General features: G+C 59.7%; 17 protein-coding genes and 1 pseudogene. 1 reads left to right on the plus strand and 17 read right to left on the minus strand.

Annotated features, from left to right (window positions below; translation table 11 throughout):
• Positions 1-17: 17 nt before the first annotated feature.
• The 12 genes from CAF80_RS06350 to rfaH form a co-directional block, all read right to left on the minus strand.
• Positions 18-1,436 carry an oligosaccharide flippase family protein gene (locus CAF80_RS06350; protein ID WP_085667013.1) on the minus strand — a complete coding sequence of 473 codons (1,419 nt, stop codon included), beginning with the start codon at positions 1,434-1,436 and terminating at the stop codon, positions 18-20.
• Positions 1,437-1,449: 13 nt separating this feature from the next.
• Entirely contained in the window at positions 1,450-2,403 is a 954-nt protein-coding gene (locus CAF80_RS06355) for a glycosyltransferase family A protein (protein WP_085667014.1), read from the minus strand.
• A 16-nt stretch (positions 2,404-2,419) separates the two neighbouring features.
• Entirely contained in the window at positions 2,420-3,733 is a 1,314-nt protein-coding gene (locus CAF80_RS06360; RefSeq protein ID WP_074690535.1) for an O-antigen ligase, read from the minus strand.
• Entirely contained in the window at positions 3,730-4,842 is a 1,113-nt protein-coding gene (locus CAF80_RS06365) for a glycosyltransferase (protein ID WP_085667015.1), read from the minus strand. The genes CAF80_RS06360 and CAF80_RS06365 overlap by 4 nt, the downstream gene beginning before the upstream one ends.
• A complete protein-coding gene (locus CAF80_RS06370; RefSeq protein ID WP_085667251.1) occupies positions 4,839-5,918 on the minus strand; it encodes a glycosyltransferase in 1,080 nt (359 codons plus the stop codon). Before CAF80_RS06370 ends, CAF80_RS06365 begins: the two co-directional genes overlap by 4 nt.
• Before the next feature lie 2 nt (positions 5,919-5,920).
• Positions 5,921-6,625: a WecB/TagA/CpsF family glycosyltransferase gene (locus CAF80_RS06375; RefSeq protein WP_039768580.1), complete on the minus strand. Its 705-nt coding sequence runs from the start codon at positions 6,623-6,625 to the stop codon at positions 5,921-5,923.
• A 13-nt stretch (positions 6,626-6,638) separates the two neighbouring features.
• On the minus strand, positions 6,639-7,979 hold the full coding sequence (locus tag CAF80_RS06380; protein WP_085667016.1) for a UDP-glucose/GDP-mannose dehydrogenase family protein: 1,341 nt from the start codon (positions 7,977-7,979) through the stop codon (positions 6,639-6,641).
• 67 nt (positions 7,980-8,046) lie between these two features.
• Positions 8,047-9,438, minus strand: coding sequence for an undecaprenyl-phosphate glucose phosphotransferase (locus tag CAF80_RS06385; protein WP_074690539.1), 1,392 nt, complete (start codon positions 9,436-9,438; stop codon positions 8,047-8,049).
• A gap of 148 nt (positions 9,439-9,586) precedes the next feature.
• Entirely contained in the window at positions 9,587-11,899 is a 2,313-nt protein-coding gene (locus CAF80_RS06390; RefSeq protein ID WP_085667017.1) for a GNVR domain-containing protein, read from the minus strand.
• 2 nt (positions 11,900-11,901) lie between these two features.
• Positions 11,902-12,435, minus strand: coding sequence for a polysaccharide biosynthesis/export family protein (locus CAF80_RS06395; protein ID WP_039768572.1), 534 nt, complete (start codon positions 12,433-12,435; stop codon positions 11,902-11,904).
• Positions 12,436-12,447: 12 nt separating this feature from the next.
• A complete protein-coding gene (locus tag CAF80_RS06400; protein WP_039768571.1) occupies positions 12,448-13,608 on the minus strand; it encodes an outer membrane beta-barrel protein in 1,161 nt (386 codons plus the stop codon).
• A 37-nt stretch (positions 13,609-13,645) separates the two neighbouring features.
• Positions 13,646-14,182 (minus strand): transcription/translation regulatory transformer protein RfaH, encoded by a 537-nt coding sequence (rfaH, locus tag CAF80_RS06405; RefSeq protein ID WP_039768569.1) that lies wholly within the window; start codon positions 14,180-14,182, stop codon positions 13,646-13,648.
• A 603-nt stretch (positions 14,183-14,785) separates the two neighbouring features.
• Here rfaH and CAF80_RS06410 point away from each other — a divergent pair.
• Positions 14,786-15,763, plus strand: coding sequence for an NAD-dependent epimerase (locus CAF80_RS06410; protein WP_085667018.1), 978 nt, complete (start codon positions 14,786-14,788; stop codon positions 15,761-15,763).
• 27 nt (positions 15,764-15,790) lie between these two features.
• On the opposite strand, the gene CAF80_RS06415 is transcribed toward CAF80_RS06410, so the two are convergent.
• From CAF80_RS06415 to CAF80_RS06435, 5 genes and pseudogenes are all read right to left on the minus strand, one after another.
• A complete protein-coding gene (locus tag CAF80_RS06415) occupies positions 15,791-16,246 on the minus strand; it encodes a TspO/MBR family protein (RefSeq protein ID WP_085667252.1) in 456 nt (151 codons plus the stop codon).
• Positions 16,247-16,304: 58 nt separating this feature from the next.
• On the minus strand, positions 16,305-19,250 hold the full coding sequence (locus CAF80_RS06420) for a PAS domain S-box protein (protein ID WP_085667019.1): 2,946 nt from the start codon (positions 19,248-19,250) through the stop codon (positions 16,305-16,307).
• A gap of 158 nt (positions 19,251-19,408) precedes the next feature.
• Positions 19,409-20,947, minus strand: coding sequence for a cryptochrome/photolyase family protein (locus CAF80_RS06425; RefSeq protein WP_074690686.1), 1,539 nt, complete (start codon positions 20,945-20,947; stop codon positions 19,409-19,411).
• An 8-nt stretch (positions 20,948-20,955) separates the two neighbouring features.
• Positions 20,956-21,498, minus strand: coding sequence for a DUF3833 domain-containing protein (locus tag CAF80_RS06430; RefSeq protein WP_074690542.1), 543 nt, complete (start codon positions 21,496-21,498; stop codon positions 20,956-20,958).
• Positions 21,499-21,957: 459 nt separating this feature from the next.
• Positions 21,958-22,942: pseudogene (locus CAF80_RS06435) on the minus strand (LLM class oxidoreductase).
• Positions 22,943-23,006: the final 64 nt, after the last annotated feature.

Consider the following 23,006-nt stretch of genomic DNA (forward strand, 5'->3'; position numbering starts at 1 on the left):
CTGTCTCAGGGCTGAACTCAGCGGGAGGTGAAAACCGATTTGAATTCCTGTGGCCAGTGCGGGTGCAGGGCGCTGTAACCCACGGCATAACTCAGTGCGCCGAGCACGACGCTGCCGATCAAATGCAGGTAACCCTGGAGACCCAACTGCGGTAGCACCAGCAGCACGGTTGCAGCCATGACCAGGGAAGCGATCACGCTGCGGTAACTGGCTTCGAAAAAGCCGCGCCAGCTGTAACCGATCGCCGTGTTCAGGCCACGGATCTGCAGCGGCGTGATGACCAGCATGCGCGCCAGCAGAGCGACGGCTGCAGCCATGCCGCCGTACAGGTTGCCGAGGGCGTAGACCAGCGCCAGGGCGAGCGCGGTGGTCAGCACTTCAGCCTTGATCGTGAGGTGGCTGCGGTTGACCGCCACCAGTGCGGTGGTGGCGTACATGGCGCTGTTGCCGATGGCGGCGGTGCAGGCCAGCACTTGCAGCAGCGGGATGGCCTCTGCCCATTTGGCGCCGAAGATCAACAGGATCAGGTCGCTTGCGGTGAGTGCGAGTCCGATGAACAGGGGCGTCAACAGAAAGCCGCTGACGGCGGTTGAATCGCCAACGATCCCGATCAATCGCTTGGGTTCTGCGCTGCGCCGGGAGAACGCCGGCAGCGCGTAGCTCAGCAGGCCGTTGTAGATTGCGGTGCGTGGCAGTTCGATGATGCGCATCGCCATGTTGAACATGCCGACCGCGTTGGCGCCGGCGGTGATGCCCAGCACCACGTTGACCCCGCGCTGCAAGGTTTGCGAGCTCAGCGCGTTGATGGCCACCGGTGCGCCTGACCTCAACAATTCACGCAGGATCGGACCGTCGATGTAAAAAGGGATACGTCGCGGGTCGGCGCGCATCAGGACGATGATGGACACCAATTCCATGATCAGCGCCTGGGCAATGACCGCCCACGCACCCAGTCCCCAAAGCGCCACGGCAATCCCGCCGACGCCACCCGCCACTTTGCCCAGCAACGTGCGCGACGCCAGCATCTTGAAGTTCCCGCTGCGGCGCATCTGCGCCACATAGACCCGCGCCATCATGGTGAACAGGATCTTCAGCGAGGCGACCGCCGTCATCCATTGCAGCAGCGGGTCGGGGGTGTACAGCATGACCGCGCCCGAAATGACGCCAATGCTCGCCAGACTGACCAGCACCGCCGCCCAGTAGGCGGTGCAGATGTGCTTGTCCTCCAGCCGCTCAAGCCGTACCAGCGGGTCTTCCAGCACCGACGAGTACACCAGACCGATCAGTTCGACGATGGCAATGATGACCGTGCCCACACCCAGCTCGGCAGGCGACAGCAGCCTGGCGTAGGCGACAAAGGTAATCATCGACAGCAGGATCAGGCCGAATTTCTCGGTGAAGATCCAGGTCAATGTCGTCAGACGGTGGTTGGCCATGGCGGATACCGTATCAATGAGCCGTGGTTGACGCCGTTGCCTTGCGCAAGGTTCTGGCGCGGGCATAGAGGTAGCGCAAGGTCGGTTTGCCGCTGGCGAAGATCAGGGCCTGCCAGGAGCAATCCAGCATTCGCCGGTACACGCCGAGGACCTGGTCATGCTCGCCACGTCGGGAAAACGCCTCAAGAAAATCGGTGTGGTTGCCCAGCACGAAATCGATCCGCTGCTGCCGGGTCAACTGCGCGCCGTAACGGGCGAGGTACACCTCGATGAAGCGGATTTTGTTCTGGTAGTACTTTTTCGGATTCGCGGTCATGTTGCCGCCATTGACCGTGCGCTCCAGCAGCACCTCCGGCACCGTGTGGATCTCCCAATGCTCGGCGATCCGGGTCCACATGAAACGGTCTTCGGAATAACGCAGGCTGGCGTCGAAGCCGCCGAGTTGCATGATCACGTCACGTTTGACCAGCGCGGTGGAGACACCATTGACGACGTTGGCGTGGATGAAATCGTAGAAATGCCTGCCGTTCTTCAACCGGTCGTCCCGCTGGCGCCTGCCGTCGCTGTAATTGACTTGCGCGTAGCAGTCGATCAGCCCCACCGGCCGGCCCTGTTGCGTGAGCTCGTCATACAGTGCCAGTTGTAACTCCAGCTTTCGCGGATGCCATTGATCATCGGCGTCGAGCATTGCCACAAACGTCTCTTCAGAGTGGCGCATCCCATGATTGCGGGCGCTGGCCTGGCCTTCGTTGGTTTGCTGCAACAGGGTCAGGCGAAACGGCGCGGCGAAGTCTCGAACCCGTTGTGGTCCGTCATCGGTGGACCCGTCGTCGATGACGATGACGTGATCGGGCAGTCGGGTTTGCCGGGCCAGGGAGGTCAGTGTCTGCTCGATGCTGTCGGCGCCGTTGTACATCGGGATGATGACGCACACCGAATCTGCTGAAGGGGAGGATTGGTTGGGCACGGTGATTCTCCTTGGGTTACGCGCGGGCGGAATCGCGCGGTAGTGCGCGGCCCGACGAGCGCTGACGCAGCGCTGCCGGTGAGGATTCGGGGTAGGTCGCGTGGTGGTGCCGGAAGGTCAGGGCCAGGGTGCAGAACACCAGAAACTCGGCGGAGCGGTAGTTGGGAATCACGTACGCCACATAATTGGTGACGGCGAACAGGCCGATGATGACCAGCGCACTGGCACGAAACCGGGCTGCCTGATTCGCCGTCACCGCGCGGTATTGCTTGAACAGTGCCTCACCCAACATCAATGCCAGCGCCGTCAACTGGATGAGGCCGCCGTTGAGCAGGGTCTCCATGTAGCCGCTGTGGGCGTTGCCGATATAACCCCAGCGGGTGATGAACGCATCGGCATCAGGGCTGGACCAGAAGGCGCCGAAGCCGTAGCCCTTGAGAAACTGGCTGTCGATAAAGGGCGCGAGCAGCTCCCAGATCAACGTCCGATCGGTCAGTGACGGGTCGCGACCGGCCATTTCCAGCAGCACCGCAAAGTTGCTGTACAGAAACAGACAGACCAGCAGGTAGAGCAGGGTGCATCCGAGGAACAGCAGCTGTGAGCGATTGATGCCCAGGCGGATCATTGTGAGGAAGTACCAGTAGCTGATCGTGCCGGAAATGATCAGCGCCACGCCGGTGGCTGACTGGGCAAGCAGGATCGCGACCAGCGAAAAGAACGAACAGAAGAGCGCCCAGCGATTGCGCTGCCGGATCATCGGCAGCAACAGCATGATGGCGATCGCATTGAGTCGGGCGCCGGCATTCTTTTCGGCGAAAACGCCTTTGAACGCGCCGTCGCGAATGCCCCCGGAGAGAAACGCCACTTCAGGCATGACCACGGCGAGCAACAACCCGATCAACGCCGCGATGCCGATGGCGCAGCCGAGCATGAAGGCGATTTTTTCAAGGGAGTAGTTATAGGCAATGAAGCCTGCAAAAAACACCACGCCGAGCAGGGCGATAAACCGCTTGAGACTGAGCATCGGGTCGTGGGACCAGCCGATCGATGCGATGACACAGAGCAGGAACACCAGCAGAAAGAAATTGCTGCGATAAAAGGTCTTGCTGAGGAACACCTTGTTGCGGATGAAAAAGAACAACGGCACCAGCAGCGTGATGAGGCCGCAGACCTGATTGGCGACATTGCCTTCGAGGTCCTTGTTGATATCGCCGAAGCTCGCGGCACTGCCCAGACCCAGGACAAAGGTAATCACCTGGATGTAGAACAGGATGCCGAACAGCGTGAAGGCGTCGCGCAGTGTCGAATAGCGGATCGTCAGGGGGCTCATGATGACGGGTCTCCAACCAGTGCTTTGAGGTAGGTCTGCACTGCACTGGCACTCATGAATCGTGCGGCCGCATCAAGGCGTGATTGACGCTGCAGATCGCGCGGTATGGACAATTGCTCGGCGATGGCCTGTGCCAGGGCGATCGGATCTTCCACTGCGACCAGCGGGGCAACCACGCCGCCGCCGAGAATCTCCTGAGGGCCATGGGGGCAGCGGGTCGCCACCACCGGCGTACCCGTGGATAACGCCTCGACCAGCGCGTTGGGGCTGCCCTCGAAACGCGACGACAGCACGAAGCAATCGGCTGCGGCCACTTCTGCCAGGGGATCGTTGGCATAGCCCGGCAGATCGAAGCGTTCCGCCACCCCCAGCTGTTTCGCCTGTTCAAGCAGTTCGGCCCTGAGGACGCCTTCGCCAAAAATGATCAGGCGGGCATGCTGATCCGGCAGTGCGGCGAACGCTGTGATCAGCGTGTCGAAACCTTTTTGTGGCGCCAGACGCCCCACGGCGACTATCACGGTGCCGGACTTTTCCAGCAGCCAGCGGTGGCGGGGCGGTCCCGGTGTCTTCTCGCGAAAGTCGTTGTCGAGCACCGGGTTGTCGGCAATGGTCACGTCCCGGCGTCGGGCGAGGGTGGTATCGACCAGATCCTGGGCGACGCCGCGCGAAACACAGATCACCGGATTGGGAATCAGCCGATACAGCAGCGGCGCCACCCGATACGCCATGCGCACCATGAAAGCGGGGTTCACGTACCGGTCATGGGAAAAGGCATTGCGCTCGCTGACGTGCAGCCGGGCCAGCGTGCCGGACAGTGCCGCCGCGATGATCGCCACCACGTTGACGTGGGTGAGGGCTGCCAGCTGGGCGTCAAAGCGATTGTCACGCAGAAATCGCGTGAGTGCCGGCACCGCACGGACGCTGCGCGGGCTGTGCAATTCGACTTTTTTCACACGCGGATCGAGATGCGCTGCGTGAAGGCCACCGCCGGTGAGCATCAGCAACGTCACGTCGTTGCCTGCATCCACCAGTGCTTTCGCCAGGCGCGCCATCATTTTTTCAGCACCGCCGGCGCTGAGGTCATGGAGGATGATCAGTAACTTTTTCATTGATTCCAGACCTGGTAGTACGCCTGCGCCGCGTACTGACTGGTGTACGGGCGCAGGGTGGCAGTGAGCGTCTCTTCGCCGGGGGCGATGGCATGACCTGAGGTCAGGTTGCGCAGCATTCCCTCGGCCAGTGCCTGTACGTCGTTGACGATCACCAGTTGACCGAGTCGGCCGTGGTCCAGCAGTTCTCTGGGCCCGGTCTCGCAATCGCAGGCCAGCACCGGCGTGCCCAGCGCCAACGCCTCGATCAGCACGGTCGGCATGCCTTCCTGCAGGGAACTCAGAATGAACAGTCGGGCGTGCCTGAGCACGGGATAGGGATTGCTCATGAACCCGCTGAAATGCACCCGTTGTGCGATACCCAATTGCCTGGCCTGGGTGACTAAAGCTTCGCGCAACGGGCCATCACCGACGATCACCAGATCCGGCAGCGCCGCGCTGCGCAGCGCCAAGGCGTAGGCATCGAGCAGCAGATGAAACCCCTTGGGTTCGACCAGACGCCCCAGGCTCAGCCAGTAGTTGCGGGGCAAGTCGGCGGGCCGGGGCGCCCGGGCGGCTTGAAACAGTTGATCGGTGACGACCGCGTTGGGGCAATAACGGATGCGCTGCCGCCCCCAGGGCACGGCATCGGCAAGAGTCTGGCGCAACGCCGAGGACACCGTCACCACCTTGCCGCTGCCACACAGGTACAAGGCGTAGAGAAAGCGCAGGCTTGAGGGGCCGGTTTTCTGTTCGCTGCAATCGAGGGTCGCATGGCGGCTGTAGATGACTTTGCAGGCACTGCCCAGGGTGGCGAACCACGTGCAGAGGTTGGCCTGCTCCTTGGCGGAAATGAGATGGGTGACACCTTCGTGCCGTATGAGCCGGCGCAGCAAAACGATGGACTTGAACAGGCCGACGAGGCCGTTGCCGCCACCGCTGTAGCATTGAATGTCCCGGGTGTCGGGCATGTCTGCGTTCATGACGAAAAAACTCACCCGCCGACCGTCCTTGAGAAACTGCTCGGACAGCCGCTGCTGAACGCGCTCGACGCCACCGCCGGGCTTGAAATCCTTGAGGGTAAACAGGATGTGCATGGTCATTCCCCAACGCTGATGGCGACTTTGTGTCGAACGATCATGTTCAGCAGGTGCAGGAAGTTGCTCGGGTAATCGATGAGGTAGCGTTTGATCGTGTGGGGCTCGCGGTACATGCGATAGAACGCGCGCAAGTGCAGGCGATTGATCAGCGCCGGGTAGTACTGCCGCGTGGCCAAAGCTTCCTGGCGGATGAACCCGCCACAGCTGAAGGCGACCCCGCGAAAGCCTGCGCGCAGGGCATCCTGCTCGAACTGCTCTTGCCGTCCGGCGCCCAGGCCGACGATCAGAATGTCCGCTGCGCTGCGACAGATGTCGTACCGAATGTCTTCGGCCTGGGCAGCGTCGAAATAGCCGTTGTGATAGCCGGCGATGGACAGCTGCGGATAAAGGCTCTTGATCTTGCTGATGAACAGGTCGAGTTCGGCTTGTCGGGCGCCGACGAAATAAACCCGTTTGCCCTGTTGCTCGGCGCTGCGCAGCACGACGTCGGCTATCGAGGTGAAGTCGAAGCTGACCCGGCCAATCGGTCTGCCGGTGATGCGAGACATGAAGGTCGACATCAGCATGCCGTCGCAAAAATAGGCAACGCTGCTCGGGTTCTGCTCGAAAAAACTGCCGATCGAGGCAAAGTTGATGAAGGAATAGGCCTGGTTGGCCTCCAGCAATTTCGCCGAGTAGTGGCCGACTATCTCCAGTTTGAACATGGCGCGGCTCCTCTCAGAGAACTGAAGGGGTCTGCCGACCCACGGAGACGTAGGTGAACCCACGTTTGCTCAAACGCTGCGGATCGAACAGATTGCGCCCGTCGAAAATCAACGGCTGTTTGAGCAACCGGCTGAGCTGGTCGAAGTCCGGTGCCCGAAACGATTGCCACTCGGTGACGATGATCAGGGCGTCGGCATTTTTCAGCGCCGCTTCCTTGGTGCCTGTCAGCGTCAGGTCGTCGCGCGAGCCGTATAGGCGCTGGGCCTCTTCCATGGCTTTGGGATCAAACGCCTGCACGCTGGCGCCCGCTTGCCACAAAGCCTCCATCAGTACCCGGCTGGGGGCTTCGCGCATGTCGTCGGTGTTGGGTTTGAAACTCAGCCCCCACAGGGCAAACGTCTTGCCGCGAAGGTGGCCGTCGAAGTGATCGAATACCTTGCGATAGAGGCTGGCTTTCTGTTCCTGGTTGCGCGCCTCCACGGCCTTGAGCACCCGGGCGTCAATGTCGACAGCGTCGGCCGCCTGTATCAGCGCTTTCACGTCTTTGGGAAAGCACGAGCCGCCGTAGCCCAGACCTGGGTAGATAAACTGGTAACCGATGCGCGGGTCGGCGCCGATGCCGTGGCGCACTTTTTCAATGTCGGCGCCGAGCCTTTCGGCGAGGCAGGCCATTTCGTTCATGAAGCTGATTTTGGTCGCCAGCATGCAGTTGGCGGCGTACTTGGTCAGCTCGGCGCTGCGAACATCCATGACGATGATTTTTTCGCGGCTGCGATTGAACGGTTCATACAGTTCGCGCATGACCTCTTCGGCACGCGGGCTGTCGGTGCCGATGATGATCCGGTCCGGGCGCATGCAGTCCTCGACCGCGCAGCCTTCCTTGAGAAATTCCGGGTTTGAAACCACGTCGAACGTCAGATCGCCGCGACCGTTGTCGGCCAATACTTGCTCGATACAGGCTCGCACCCGATCGCCCGTACCGACGGGCACGGTGGATTTGTCGACGATGATCTGGTGCCGATCCATGTTCAGCGCGATGGTCTGCGCCACGCTCAGCACGTATTGGAGATCCGCCGAACCGTCTTCGTCGGGCGGTGTGCCGACGGCGATCAACAGCACATCGCCATGGTGAACGGCGTCCACCAGGTCTGTGCCGAACCGCAGCCGGCCGCTTTGGTAGTTGTCGCGCACCAGGCTTTTCAGGCCCGGTTCGTAGAGCGGCAGCGTGCCCTCTTTCAATGCCTCGACCCTGCCGGCGTCGACGTCGACGCAGAGCACGTTGTGCCCAACCTCGGCCAATGCAGCACCCTGGACAAGGCCTACGTAACCAATACCGAATACGCTCACATTCATGGTCGAACCTCAGATCGTGGTGACGGTTATCAACGGTCGGGCAGGGGACGGCAGCGTTGGGGCGGGCTTAGTAGATGTTTTTCGAGAACAGGGTGAAGGGGGTCTTGATGAGGATTTTGATGTCGAGCCACAGCGACCACTGGTTGATGTAGTTGAGGTCCTGGGCGACGCGCAGCTGCATCTTTTCCACGGTCTCGGTTTCGCCACGATGGCCGGTGATCTGGGCCAGCCCGGTGATCCCCGGCTTGAGGCGATGCCGGGCCATGTAGGCGCGCACCTTGCCGGTGTAATAAAGGTTGTGGGTGACGGCATGCGGACGCGGGCCGACCAGGGCCATGCGGCCGGACAGCACGTTGAACAGTTGTGGCAATTCGTCGATGGAACTGCGGCGCAGAAAACCGCCGATCGGCGTCAGGCGATCATCGTTGCGGGTGGCCTGCCGAACCTGCTGGTCGTCGTGGACGTGCATCGAGCGAAACTTCCAGACCTTGATCACTTCGCCGTTGCAACCGTGACGGTTCTGCTTGAACAGCACCGGGCCGGCGGAGGTCAGCTTGACGGCGATGGCCACCACCAGCAGCACCGGGCTGAGCAGAATAATCGCCAGGGCGGCAAGGCTGCGTTCAAACAGATCCTTGCAAAACAGGCTGGCAGGGTGCGAGCTGATCAGGCTCTCGTTGAGGTAGATGGCCGGCATTCGCTCGATTTCCGAGATCGAATGGTTGAGCAACACCATGCTGCCGAAATCCGGGATCCACACCACGTCGACGTTCATGTCCAGCAGGTCGATGTAGAGGGCTTCGATGGTGGCGGCATGGGCCATTGGCAGCACGATATAGACACGACGCACTTCCAGGCCCGTGATGATCTCGCGGATGGCGGAAACGTGGCCGAGCAACGGCAGAATGCTGGGTGCAGGGCCGCAGCTGTCCTCGGCGGCAATGAAGCCCAGCACCAGCGCGCGGTTCGGTCGGGACAGTTTTTTCGCCAGTTCATGGGCCGTCGGGCAGGTACCGATGATCACCGAACGGCGTCCGTTGCAGACCTTGCGTGAATACAGGCGGGCCAGGTAATGCAGGGGCAGAAAGCTCAAGGCCTGAACCACGAAACCCAGCACCGCCCAGACCATGATCACCTGGCGTGAATAAATGGCGCTGGTCTGGGTGAAGAATGCAATCGCCGCCAGTACGGCCAGCAGGGTCAACCACCCGGCCAGCAATCTGCCGAGCCCGACCAGCAGGCCATGGCGCTTGTGGTAGACCTGCATCACGCTGTAGATCGGCACTGAGCCGAGCACCGTCAGAATGATCAGGATCCGGTATTCGCTGGTCAGACTGCCGACGCGCCAATGCACGAGCAATATCAACAGCGCCGTCACCAGCGACAGCGCGCAAAGCCACTGGCCCCAGAACGTCAGGCCTCGGCGGTGTGTCATGTGAGCGGTATAGAGCGATGTCATGGGCTTAACCTCGAGACAGCATTCATGCATCAGCGCGAATCGAGCAGGCACGGCGTGCCTCCCGATGGCTTTTCCGTAGCTCGGCGGAGGTGAAGCGAGTGGTGCGTTGGCAGAAGAGGGCGTAGCGGCGGGCGTATGCGCCCGATGGTTACCTGGGCGCGAAATCGTAGTTATAGAACGCCCGGGAGTGGTGGTAGCCGTACTTGCGCGCCTTGCGCAGGTCGACCTGGTTGAGCACCGTGCCAAAGACCGGCACATGGCTTTGCTGCAACATGGCAATCCCTCGCTGAACCTGGCTGATCGAGGTGCTGTCAGCCTTGACGACATAGATCACCGCGTCCGAATGTTTTGCCAGCAGCAGCGCGTCACTGATCATCTCCGCTGGGGGAGAATCGATGATGATGTGGCGATAACGTGATCTGAGCGCTTCGAGCATGCGCGCCATGCGCGGCGAGCTGAGCAAATCCTGTGGAGGTGGCTGAACCGGGTTGAGCGGATCGCCAGGGGACGGCAGGCGCGGCGCAATGAACATATCCAGCGACGGCGGCAAGACCTTCCCGGCCGGCAGCATGTCCAGATTGCCCACTGAAACAATGCAGTCTTCAAGCCTGGCCGTGCCGGCAATGACATTCGCCAGTCCGGGGCTGTCCGGCGGAAAATCGAAGTTCAGCGACAGGGTTGGCTGACGCATGTCGGCATCGATCAGCAGCACGCGTTCCAGCGGTGTCAGCGAACTGGCGAGGTTGGTGGCGATGGTGCTTTTGCCCTCGCCGGCAACCGTGGAGGTCACGAGCACCACTTGTGACGGTTTTTCGCTGCTTTGCAACATCAACCAGGTGCGCAGGTTGCGAATGGTCTCGGAAAAACGCGGGTTGTCGTTGTCCTCGAACAGGCGCGCCAGTTGCCGACGACTTTTCTTTATCACCAGCGGCACGACGCTGAGCAGTGGAACATTCAACACGCTCTCGATCGATTCATCGGTTTTGAAGGTATTGCTCAGACTCTCGAAGAGCAGTGCCAAACCGACGCCGATCACCGCCGCAATCAGCCCGACGATCGCGACAATCAATGTCTTGCGCGGTTTGCTCGCGTCGACGGGAACGATGGCCGGGTCGACGATGCGCACTTTCGTCGAGTCCATGTCGGCGGTGGCCGTGGTTTCTTTCAGGCGTGTGACGAAGGTTTCATATAGCGCGCGCGTGCTGTCGACCTCGCGCTGGAATTCGCGCAACTGGAACTCTTTGCGCGCGATGTCCTGGATTTGCGCCTTGTTGCTGTTGAAGGACTGACGCAGCGACGCTTCACTCGCCGTGGCGAGCTGGTATTGCCGCTCGATACCGGCCACCACTTGCTGCACCTGCAATTGCAGACTGGTGGTGGCGGTGCGCAACTCGGTTTGTGCGGAGATCAGGCTGGGGTGCTTCGGACCATAGCGCCCGGCCAGTTCATCAACCTTGGCCTGGGCCACCGCGCGATCGGCCTGGAATTTCTGCACCAGGGGGTTGCTCAAGACCGCCGGCACGCTGGACAGTCGGCTCAGATCGCCGTTGCCCAGGGCCTTCGCCTGCCGGTACTCGCTCTCGGCTTCAGCGCGGTTGCGTCGGGCGTCGACCATGCGGTTGCCGGTCATTTCCAGTTCGTTGGCGCTGATGGTGGCAACGCCGCCAACATCCACCAGACCTTGTTCTTCGCGGTAACCCTGCAGCTTTTTCTCGGCCGCCCGCAGGTTGTCGCGCAGCTTGATCAGACGCGTGTTCATCCAGGCCGTGGTGGTTTGCGACGATTTCTCGCTGGTATCGAGCTGGCTGTCGGTAAAGCCCTGAGCCAGTGCGTTGGCCGCCGCGGCTGCGAGAACAGGGTCTGGCAACTCGACTTCGATTTCGAGCAACTGGCTTTTGCCAACGAACTTGACGCTGGTGTGCAGCATGAGGTTCTGCGTGACCTGATTGAAGACGTCTGCTTCAGTGAGTGGCTCTTTCTTTTGCGGTAGATATCGACCTAACCCCGGGATCCATTGATCAAGGTCCAGATCGGCCAGCCATTGGCGCGGCGCAAACCAGGACTTTGGCTGCTGGCGCGGATCGGTGACCGGGTGAGTCGTCAGCCCGAGTTTTTTCACCGCGCGTTCGGCGAGGTCTCGCGATTGCAGGAGCGCCTGCTGAGTCTGCAAGTAATCTGTGGCGTTGCCGCCTGAGTCCTTGACTTGCTGGAACGACATCAGCGGAGGTGTTTTGTCGTTGAACAGCAGGGTGGTGCTGCCAATGTATTGCGGCGTGATATTGGAGACCACCACGGCCGCCAATACGCAACTGAGCAGCACCAGCCAGCCGATGCGCCACTTGGCGCGCCAGATGATCCTCCACAGATTGAGCAGATCCAGGGTGTCCTTGTCTTCGGCGTGCTGCGGATGCAGATGCGCTTGAAGAGGACGTTCGACGTAGTTGCTTGGGCTGTTGTCCATGATCAGAAAAAGCCTTGTGCAATGGAAATGGTGTCGCCGGGGGCGATCGTGGTGCTGCGTGAAATGTTATCGGTGACGCTTTCGCCACTCTCGCTGCGCAAGATGGTCACTCGCTTCATCGAGGCCCGCTCGGTCAAGCCACCGCCCAGTGCAATGGCTTTTTCCAGTGTCAGTCCGGGCACGAACGGATAGCTGCCGGGCTTTTTCACTTCGCCATTGATGTAGAACGAGCGGTATTCAATCTGGCTGAGACTGACTTTCGGGTCGATCAGATAACCCTGCTTGAGCCCGTCGACGATGATTTTCTCGACCTGGCTGGGGGTCAGTCCCTTGGCGGAAATCTCTCCCAGAAACGGATAGGAGAAGGTGCCGGCATCGCTGAGTCGGATCTTTTTGATGCTCAACTCCGGTTCACCGAAAACGATGATTCGCAACACGTCGCCGGCAGCGAGTTTGTATTGCGTGGCAGGATCTGCCGCATGGACGTGAGGCAAGAGAAACAACGCGAACAAAAGGACAAGTGTGCGAGTGTTCATGTCGAGACCCTCTTAAAGGCTGACGTTGAAGCTGATCTGGAACACGTTGCGGGTGAAGCTTTCGTTGTCGGCATCGGAATCGTTGTCGCGATATCGATAACCCAGTTCAATATCCAGCCAACGGCGCATGGCGTACACCACGGCCAGGTTGTAGTCCTGAAGATTGTCGGTACGGCTTTGGCCTTCGTAGACATAACGCCCGTAACCGGCCTGGGCCACGGTAGTAATCCGTTCAGTCCAGCCGTGACGCCAGCCGACCTGGGTGAAGGTCGACTTCACGGCATCCGCGCCGTCGTCACCCTCGGCGAGGGCCTGGCGAGCGACGAAGGTGAATGTCGAATAGGTCCGCGGTTTCCATTGCAGATCGACTTGCCAGGTCGGGTTGTCGAGGTCTTTGGATTCGCTGTTGTCGAAGTTCTTTTTCTCGTAACCGACGCGGACTTTACCCGTCGTGCGTGCCGTGAAATCCCATACGGCACCTGCCATGACGGCGTCGGATTTACTGCTGCGCGGGCTGTTGGCCTGCTGGTAATCAAAGTCGGTGTGGTTATATTCCACCAGACCCCGGGTGTTGCTGCCGATGCGGTGATACCAGGTGCTCGTCAGGGCAGTGGTATTGCGTTCCTTGTCGTCGTTGATGCCATCGGCGTTGTCGTAGCGCAGTTGTGCGTAACTGGCCCCGAGATCGATTTGGTTGTCAGCGCTTTTCGCCCCGAAGGTGTAGAGACCGCCCACCCGTTTGTTGTTGAGCTTGTCGTTGATGCCTTCGACCGCCGTCGATTCCGTGCGCTCCCATTTCCGGTACTCGGCGTCGAGCTTCAGACGATGCCGGTCAGTGAACTCCATGATGCTGTCGGCACGCACGCGTTGTGCCGTGTTCGAGGCATCCGACTCGTCGTGATAAATGTAACGAGTGGGTTGCCAGATCAGTCGCGTGGCACTGTTGCGATCCTCGGCCTTGAGCTCGAAAGAAGGCGCCAGCTTGGTGACCATGGAGGACTGTTTGCTGTTTTCCAGTTCGCGAAAGTTGTCGTCATAACTTTCTGAAAACAGGAACGATGGCGTGAAGTCGAATCCATACACATCAATGGCTTGCGGATTGATGCTCCAGGCCATTTCGGGATAGAGACAGGCCATCATCAGCGCGACAGGGCATCGTGACTTCAAAGCCATGTTATAGCTCCTGAGCAAGGGCATATAAGGCAAGTCGTTAGTTGTAGGGGTGAAAACCGGCTTGTTGTCGTTCAATCACGCTGAGTGGCAGGCAGACCGGCTGCTCACGGTTGAGAAACTGCAGGAGGATCATCACGCGGTCGGTTCCGTGCAATCCGAGGAACACGCCCTCCAGTGGCGCGAGCGGGCCGCTGACAATCTGTAGATTCTCTCCGGGTTTCAGCGCTTCATCCGGCCCCGACGTCATTGATTCGATGCAACGCGTACGCAGATGCTCGATGACGTGCTCAGGCACGGTCGCGGGACCATGATTGAATTCGACAAAGCGACTGACCCCTCGGGTGGAACGCAAGGGTGCCCAGTTGTCGTCACGACTGAGCTGGATGAACAAATATCCAGGAAAGAGGGATTCGTGCACTCGCTGGCGTTTTCCGCGAATAATGCGCTCGCTGACGAGTTGGGGATGAAAGACCACGTAATTCTGTTGAAGCAGATTGAGATGAGCACGCTCATCCTGACGTGGCTTGCATTGCAAAAGGTACCAATTGGGGTGGTCCGAGCTGATGACTGGCATGCTGGTAAACTCTGTAATGATCGAAAGTTTATGGCAGGCAGAAGCTCTATTGAGGGCTAAGTAAGGGCAGTCAGCGAAAGTGCTTTTTTATTATGGGTTATTGAAGTGTTTCAAACATGAATCACAAAGTGTTTCATTGGTGTGCATCGAGCAGTGAAGTTTCGCTCTGTTATGCGGCACCTCTGGAGGAGTCATCGGTTCAACTTTTTAGAGGGCAAAGCTACCGCACGGTCTGTTCATGCAGGCTTAAGGTTAGGTAACTAAGTAGTTGTCCCTGAAGCGACAAGGCGCGAGTAAGTAACTGCTCGCGCCCTGCAAAAAATCAACCTTGGTAGTTATCGGCCAGTCTTTCTGGTCTGTCAAACGTTAGCAGTCAAAAAACACGCCATCCATCCAGTAATGCTTTTGCCGATGGATAACTGACTGTTTTTTAATGACTTATTCTTTTGGCTGAACGGTAGAAACTTTTTCTGTCTGTTATGGTCGCGACTATTATTTAGATCGAAAGCTTTCCCCACTATTGGGTGCTGTTATAAAACCTGGACTGAATAAGTCATCCAGCGCTATAACTTATCGCCTGTCGGCTTGTGTGGAGCAGGGATTATGACCGTTCTTGTTACAGGCGCTGCGGGCTTTATCGGCTATCACGCGGTCAAACGATTGGCGCAGCAAGGCCAGGAAGTTGTCGGTATCGACAACCTCAACGATTACTACAGTGTGGATCTCAAACAGGCGCGGCTTGAACAGTTGAGCAGTCTGCAGAGTTTCAGTTTTGAAACACTGGATATTGTCGACAAGCCTGCCTTGATGGCGTTATTCAAAGCGCACGATTTCACCGAGGTGGTGCATCTGGCCGCTCAGGCGGGTGTGCGCTATTCGCTCGACAACCCGGATGCCTATGCGCAATCGAACCTGGTGGGGTTTCTGAATGTGCTGGAAGCCTGCCGACATTATCCGCCCGCGCATCTGATCTACGCGTCGAGCAGCTCGGTATACGGGGCCAACAGCCAGTTGCCATACAGCGTCGATGATGCGGTCGAGCACCCTGTCTCGCTGTATGCCGCCACCAAGCGCGCCAATGAGCTTCTCGCCGACAGCTATTGCCATCTCTACGGCTTGAAGGCCAGCGGCCTGCGCTTTTTCACGGTTTACGGGCCCTGGGGCAGGCCGGATATGGCGCTGTTCAAATTTACCGAAGCCATTCTTCAGGGACGACCGATCGACATCTACAACCAGGGTCAGATGGCGCGGGACTTTACTTACGTCGATGACGTTGTCGAAAGCATCGTCCGCCTGTGTCTGAAACCGCCAGCGCCGGAGAAGGAGGCGAGTGGCGTCAACCGGATTTTCAACCTGGGGCGCGGCAAATCGGTCGCGTTACTGGATTTCGTCGACTGCCTCGAACAGGCACTGGGCATAAAAGCCCAGCGCAATCTGTTGCCGATGCAGGCAGGCGATGTCATCAAGACCTGGGCTGATGTTTCGGCATTGGAACAATGGATCGGGTTTTCTCCGCGAGTGGAAGTTGCAGAGGGTGTGGCGCAGTTTGTGAGTTGGTATCGCCAGTACTATCGAATTTGAGCGGTGCTTCATGCGCCTGGAGTACGGTCATGAGCCGAGACCCACCCGGTTGTTGCGCATGATCGAAAAATTAAGCGCCGCAGCAACACACAGCCAGGCCAGATAAGGAAACAGGATCAACCCGGTGATCACATCCAGGCGCAGGGCCAGGACCACCATCACGGCGACGACCAGCCACAACAGTACGAGAATAATCATCGCGGCAACGATCCGCTGCGCGCCGAAGAACACAGGCGTCCACAGTGTGTTCAGCGCAATCTGCGCCGCCCACAATGCCAGCACCTGTTCGCTGCCGGGAATCATGGTCAAGCGATAGCCAACCCAGGCCAGCAGCAGATAAATCGTCGTCCAGGCCACCGGAAACACCCAGTTGGGTGGCGTGAACTTCGGTTTGTTGAGCTGCGCGTACCATTCGCCGGGCTGGAAAACCATGCCGGTGGTTGCCGCCGCACCGCACGCGATCAGAAAAATCAGGAAAGTCACCATTTCATACTCCTTGGCCGCAGCCCGTTTGCCTGGTTTGTTCCGCCGCAGCGGTCGTTCATTCGGATCTTGAGCACATCAGTTCACTGACCCGCGCCACCAGCGTGTCGACCGCGAACGGCTTGGTCAGCACCTGCATGCCCGGGCCCAGTTGGGCGGCGCCGATGACTGCGTTCTCCGCGTAACCGGTAATGAAGAGGGTCGTCAGGTTCGGGCGGATCTCCCGGCCGGCGTCGGCCAGTTGCCGGCCGTTCATGCCACCTGGCAGGCCGACATCGGTGATCAGCAGGTCGATATGCACGTTTGATTGCAATACTTTCAGCCCGGCAACGCTGTCGCCTGCCTCAAGCAAGTTGTAGCCGAGATCGCCAAGCACATCGGTCAGCAGCGCGCGCACCGTGGGTTCGTCGTCCACCACCAGAATGGTCTCGCTGGCCTTGGGCACCACCGCCGGTGCGATGTGCTTGTCATCGTGGCTCTGCACGGGATCGCCACGGTGACGAGGCAGGTAGATGCACATCGTGGTGCCCCGGTCGACCTGCGAGTGCACGCGCACCTGGCCGCCGGACTGTTTGGCGAACCCGTAAATCATCGACAAGCCCAGCCCCGTGCCCTGGCCCAGCGGCTTGGTGGTAAAGAACGGGTCGAAGGCCTTGGCGATGACATCGGCCGACATGCCGGTGCCGGTATCGGTGACGCACAGGCACACATACTCGCCCTCGGGCATGTCCAGCGCGCCGGCGATCTCGGTGTCGACGATGCGATTGGCCGTCTCGATGGTGATGCGTCCGCCATCGGGCATTGCATCGCGCGCGTTGATACACAGATTGAGCAGCGCGTTCTCCAGTTGACTGGCATCCACAAGTGTCGGCCAAAGCACGGGCGAGCCAATGGTTTCCAGGAGAATGCTCGGGCCCACGGTGCGCTGGATCAGCTCGGTCATGCCGGTCATCAGCGTGTTGACGTCGGTCGGTCGTGGATCGAGGGTCTGGCGTCTGGAGAACGCCAGCAGGCGGTGGGTAAGGGCGGCGGCTCGCTTGACCGCGCCCTGTGCAGTCACCATGTATTTGTCGACTTCGCTCAAGCGGCCCTGACTGATCCGCGCGCCCATCAACTCCAGTGCGCCGGAAATGCCGGCCAACAAGTTGTTGAAATCGTGAGCGAGGCCTCCCGTCAGCTGGCCGACCGCTTCCATCTTCTGCGACTGACGCAGTTTTTCCTCTGCCTGCATCAACTCGGCGGTGCGCGATGAAACCCGTTGCTCGAGGGTGTCGTTGAGCGAACGCAACGCGGCAAGAGCCCGGTCGCGCTCCGCCTCGACGGTGCGCCGCTCCTCGACGTCGATCAGCACGCCGGGAAACCGCAGGGGAACGCCGTCATCTGCACACTCAACGCGTCCGTTGGCTTCGATCCACTGGAATCTGCCGTCCTCGCGCCGTACACGGTACTGATGGGAATAAGCGCCTCCACGGCCAATGGCTTCGTCGATTGCCGTGGTCAGGCTATCGCGGTCGTCGGGGTGCACGCTGGTGATCACTTGTTCGAGGCTGAGGCCTTCGCGCCCCAGTGCCGGGTCGAGGTTGAACACCTGGGCGAAGCCTTCGTCGATGGCAAAACGGTCGGTCAGCAGGTCCCAGTGCCAGGTGCCGATGATGGCGCCGGCGGCAAGGGCCAGTTGCACACGTTCGACGTTTTCCCGGGCGATTGCCTCGCTGGCGCGCAAGCGTTCCTCGGCGGCGCGCCGCTCGGTGACGTCGTTGAACAGGATCGCGATCTGTCGGTCGGCCGGATCGCCGACCCGCACCGCGCGCACATCGAACCAGCGTTCAAAGGTATTGGCGTAATTTTCGAAGTTCGCCGGTTCCCCGGTCTTGGCCACGTGGCCGTAGGTTTCGAACCAGAAGCGTTCAAGATTGGGCGCGAACTCGGTGACCCATTTACCGCGCAGGTTGACCCCGCACTGGCGCTCGAAGGCCGGGTTGGCCTCGACGAAGTAGTAGTCGACAGGCTCGTCGTTGGCGTCGAATTTGACTTTGACGATGGCAAACGCCGACTCGATGGTTTCCAGAATGGTACTGAAACGCTCTTCACTCCGGCGCAACGCCGTTTCGGCACTGCGCGAGCGCGTCAGGTCAAGCATCGCGCCGATCATGCGTTCGGCCTGGCCGGCGGGATTGCGAATCAAGTGGCCGCGATCGAGCACCTCGGCGTAGGAGCCGTCCTGACAGCAGAACCGATACTCCGCGCTCCATGTCGTGCCGTCGCCTTCGATGGCGGCGCGGATCGATGCCTGCACCCGCGCCTGATCCTGCGGATGGATCCGCGCGAATCGCCAGTCGCCACTGGGATCAACATTCTCCAGCGGGAACCCGTACGCCTGTTGCAACGCCTGGTTCCAGATGATCTGGTTGGTTTGCAGGTCCCAGTCCCACACCGCATCGCTGGTCGCCATGACGGCCAGTCGATAGCGTTCTTTTGTTTCGATGATGGCGCGCCCGTACAGATGCTCCTGAGTACGGTCGCGGAGTATTTTCACGAAACCCAAGTGAGTCTGGTCTGCATCGTAAAGCGGCATCAGCTCGCCAGAGGCCCAGAATCGCTCGCCGTTCTTGCGCAAATGCCAGCGCTCATCGTAGGCACGGCCTTCGACAAGGGCGCGCTGCATTTCCTGTTCGACGCGGCCGGCGGCGCGGTCTTCAGGGGTGAAAAAGCAGGATGCGCTCTGGCCGCGAACCTCTTCGGCGGACCAGCCGAGCACATTGGTCGCGCCGCAGTTCCACTCGGTGATGTACCCGGCAAGGTCGGTGACGACCATGGCAAAATCCACGGCACTTTCGAATACCGCCCGCTGCCGCGCTTCACTGCGGGCGAGCGCGGCTTGACTGGCGTGCAGTCGCGCCGTGATGTCGCGCTCAATGTCGACTTCATTGCTCTGCAGCGCGGCGCGTAATCGCTTGACCTCGCATTCGAGCGCTTCGCGACTAAGGTGTTTGAGGGTGTCCATCTCACCTTCTTGGTCAGGTTTTTCATGGGGTGGGTAAGCCCGTCAGGTGCAACCATCAGCGCGAAGCGGTGTGGCTCTGTGGTTGCTCATCCGTTGACAGGTTGCGTCGTCGTTAAGTTTCACTGATGGAGCAAGGTCGCTTCGGGTGAACGCTGATTTCAAATCGAATCGCCGTTATCCAGGCGCGCCAACAGTGCCTGGCCGCGTTGCCAGAGTGCCTGTTGCCTGGTTTGCGGCATGCGGTCGAGGTTCTTGTACATCATGCTCATGCGCTGATTGCCGCGCAGCAGCTCACCGTGGCGCATCAGGAAATGCCAATACAGCGCGTTGAACGGGCAGGCATTGTCTGCCGTGCTTTCGCTGACCTTGTACGCGCAGCCGCGGCAGTAATCCGACATGCGATTGATGTACTGGCCGCTGGCGCAATAGGGTTTGGAACCGAGATAACCGCCATCGGCGTGCATGACCATGCCCAGCGTGTTGGGCAGCTCGACCCAATCAAAGGCGTCCATGTAGATCGCCAGATACCACTCGCAGATCTGGCTCGGCGCGATGCCGGCGAGCAGGGCGAAGTTGCCGGTGACCATCAGCCGCTGAATGTGATGCGCATAGGCATGCTGCAGGCTTTGCCCGATGGCGTGGCGCATGCAGTTCATCTGCGTGTCACCCGTCCAGTAGAACTCGGGGAGCGGCCGGCTGTTGCCAAAAGAGTTGCCTAGCGCGTAATCCGGCATCTTCAGCCAGTACACGCCCCGCACATATTCCCGCCAGCCAATCAGTTGCCGAATGAAGCCTTCGGCGGCATTGAGCGCAACGCTGCCGGCCCAGTACGCCGACTCCACATCACTGCAAATTTGCCGCAAATCCAGTAGGCCAATGTTGAGCGCTGCGCTGATGCGCGCATGAAACAGGAACGGCTCGTCACTGGCCATGGCGTCCTGGTAATCGCCAAACCCCGCCAGGCCATAATCGAGAAAGTAAGCCCAGAGTGCCTGCGCATCGGCATGGGTGACGGGATAGTTGAAGTCATCAAGCGCACCGTAGTGCTGGCTGAAGCGCGCCTTGACCAGTGCCAGCACATCGAGGGTGATGGCGTCGTTATTGAAGCGTACCGGGTAGGGCGCTTTGACGCCTTTGGGCAGGGCCTTGCGATTCTCGGCATCGAAGTTCCATGCGCCGCCCACTGGTGAACCGTCGCCATTGAGCAGCAAGCGGCTCTTGCGCCGCATCTCACGGTAGAAAAACTCCATGCGCAGCTGTTTCTTGCCCTCGGCCCAGGCGGCGAACTCTTCGCGACTGCACAGAAAACGCGTGTCGGCGTGCCACTGGACGGGCAAACCGCATTCCTTGATCGAATGCTCCAGCCGCCAGTCGCCACACTCAGTCACGTGCACTTCGTCGGCCTGCAACAGCTTTTTCCAACGATGCAGCTCATCCGGCACCGAACCGCTGTTTTCCGGGTCATCCAGGGTCACGTATTCAACACGTATGCCTTGGTCTTCCAACGCCTGAGCGAAATGGCGCATGGCGCTGAAGATCAGAGCAATCTTCTGTGGATGGTGGGGCACATGGCTGGCTTCTTCCATGACCTCGACCAGCAGCACCGTATCGCGCTCCGCATCGAGTGCCTGTAAGGACGCCAGGTCGAAGGACAACTGGTCGCCCAGGACCAGGCACAAGCGGCGGGTAGTGTTCATTTTGCGGTTCATTGGCTTGCTTCGGTGCTCTGACGACGGAAGAACAAGGTCACCTGGCCGACCTCCACGCCGAACTTGGACATGCTGGTGCGGTTGATCAACGTGTCCTCGTCCATCAGGTACATCCAGTCGTCCATGCTCATTTCATAGGTCGAATCGTCGACCGGTACGTTCAGCCGATAGCGCCAGTGAAATGTGTTGCCCGCCACCTGGCCTTGGGCAACGCCGACTACATCGCCGGCGCGACCGCTCCAGCGTCCCTGGCCCTCGGGCGTCAATGTCCATACGCGGTGCTGGCGGGTGCCATCGCTGTACAGAAAGCGCTCGTCGAGAATCAGGTTGTTGCCTTCGCGACGGCTGACGATATTGACTTCGAAACGCTTGGTCACTTCGCCGCTGCGCTTCTGAAACATTCCCCAGGCCTTGACGGGCTGGTTGAAAAACCGATGCAGATCCAGGACTGGTTGTTGGTCGGCATAACGGGCGACGTCCACGCTGGTGCAGCTTGCGATGCTGAATATCAGTGTCAGTAGCAGCAGGAATCGTGTCATTGCCTTGCTCCCTGATTGCAAAGGTGTCGAAGGCCATGTTCGAACCATTTGCTTGTACGGTGGGCTGGATATGTACAGGTTTATCGTTTTATCCGGCTGGTCTTGACGCTCGAGTTTTGACGACGTCAACGAGAGTCTTACGGCGATGGCCGGCTTTTTTTTCCTCGCGGCAGCGCTGTACGTGAGGGCAAGCCATCGCTAAATAGTTGTACGTAGTTGGATAGTCTGTACAGGTATAAATCAAGATAGGCTGAAAAAAACCATCTGACAATACTTCTTCCCCCACGCAGGGCGCTTGCTGCGCCTTAACGCGATGCCGAACGTTTTGCCCTGGAAACAGCGGTTGGTCGGTCTGCCGGGCGAGCGCTGGTACTGGGCAATATCCAGCGCAGTGAACGCCGGACCGTGAGGCGCAGGATGCTCAGTGAGCATCCTGCGGGGATAGGAGTGGCCGACAGATCAATGCGCTGTCGGACTTGGCTGTGCACCGTATTGCGCAATGATGTGAGTACCCAGCTCCTCAATAACGTCCGCTGCCGGGCGCTTTCCGTATTTGAGATTCAGGATGACGTGATCGACGCCGATTTCCTCAAGCGACTCCAGCAAAAAACGCAAATGGTAACGTCCGAGTTTGAACCCCAAATGAATGCGAGTGGGTGGCGTAGACGGGTTTTCATCAAGGTCGATGTAAAGCGACTGAGTGAAGGGCTTATAGACGGAACCACATTGCTTCGTGACCTCCAGCCGCCAATCTTCCACGACCAGTCTCTGCATGTTCGGTATGCGTGGATAGTTGATCCATCCGTTGCTTTCGCGCGCGATCCAATCCAGTGACTGACGGCTATTGCCGGTCACGAGCATTGGAATGAATTGGGTGGTCGGTTTCGGAATCAGATCCGCGCCGCGCATTTCCCCGGCGCTCCAGTGGATGGGTTCGAAACTGGTGCTGTGGGCTCGGCGAATCACCGCGTAGTGCTCGCGAAAGATATCCCCGCGCCTTTCGGGATCGACGCCAAAAGCCGAGAACTCCACCGGGCGGTCGCCGGACGCCACCCCAAGAATCAAGCGACCTGCGCTCAACTGATCGACGCTGGCTGACGCCTTGGCCGTGTGCAGGGGATGGTGCAAAGGGATGGCGATGGAGGCGGTGCCAAGCGCAATTTCCGATGTATGGGCGGCCATATAACCCAGGTAGACCCAGGGGTCGAAGACTTGGCCGACATCGCCGAATCCGGGATCGCGAAGCGGCACGTCACGAAACCAGAGCGCGCTGAAGCCCAATGCCTCGGCCCGTTTTCGCCAATGCGACCTGGTTGAGCATGCTCGGCGTGTCGCCGTCGAAGGCCTCCATGGGAAAGAACAATCCAAGGCTCAAATGCCCCGGCGTGAAGGTTCGGCTGAACCCTCGATGCTGCTGATAAGGAATCGTGCTCGGCCGATACATACTGATTTTCCTCAGTGGCAGAACGTGAACAGCGCCCCGTTGCCAGAGGTGCTGCGGCATCGGT

It is taken from the genome of Pseudomonas sp. B34(2017), assembly GCF_002112915.1.
Classification (GTDB): domain Bacteria; phylum Pseudomonadota; class Gammaproteobacteria; order Pseudomonadales; family Pseudomonadaceae; genus Aquipseudomonas; species Aquipseudomonas pharyngis.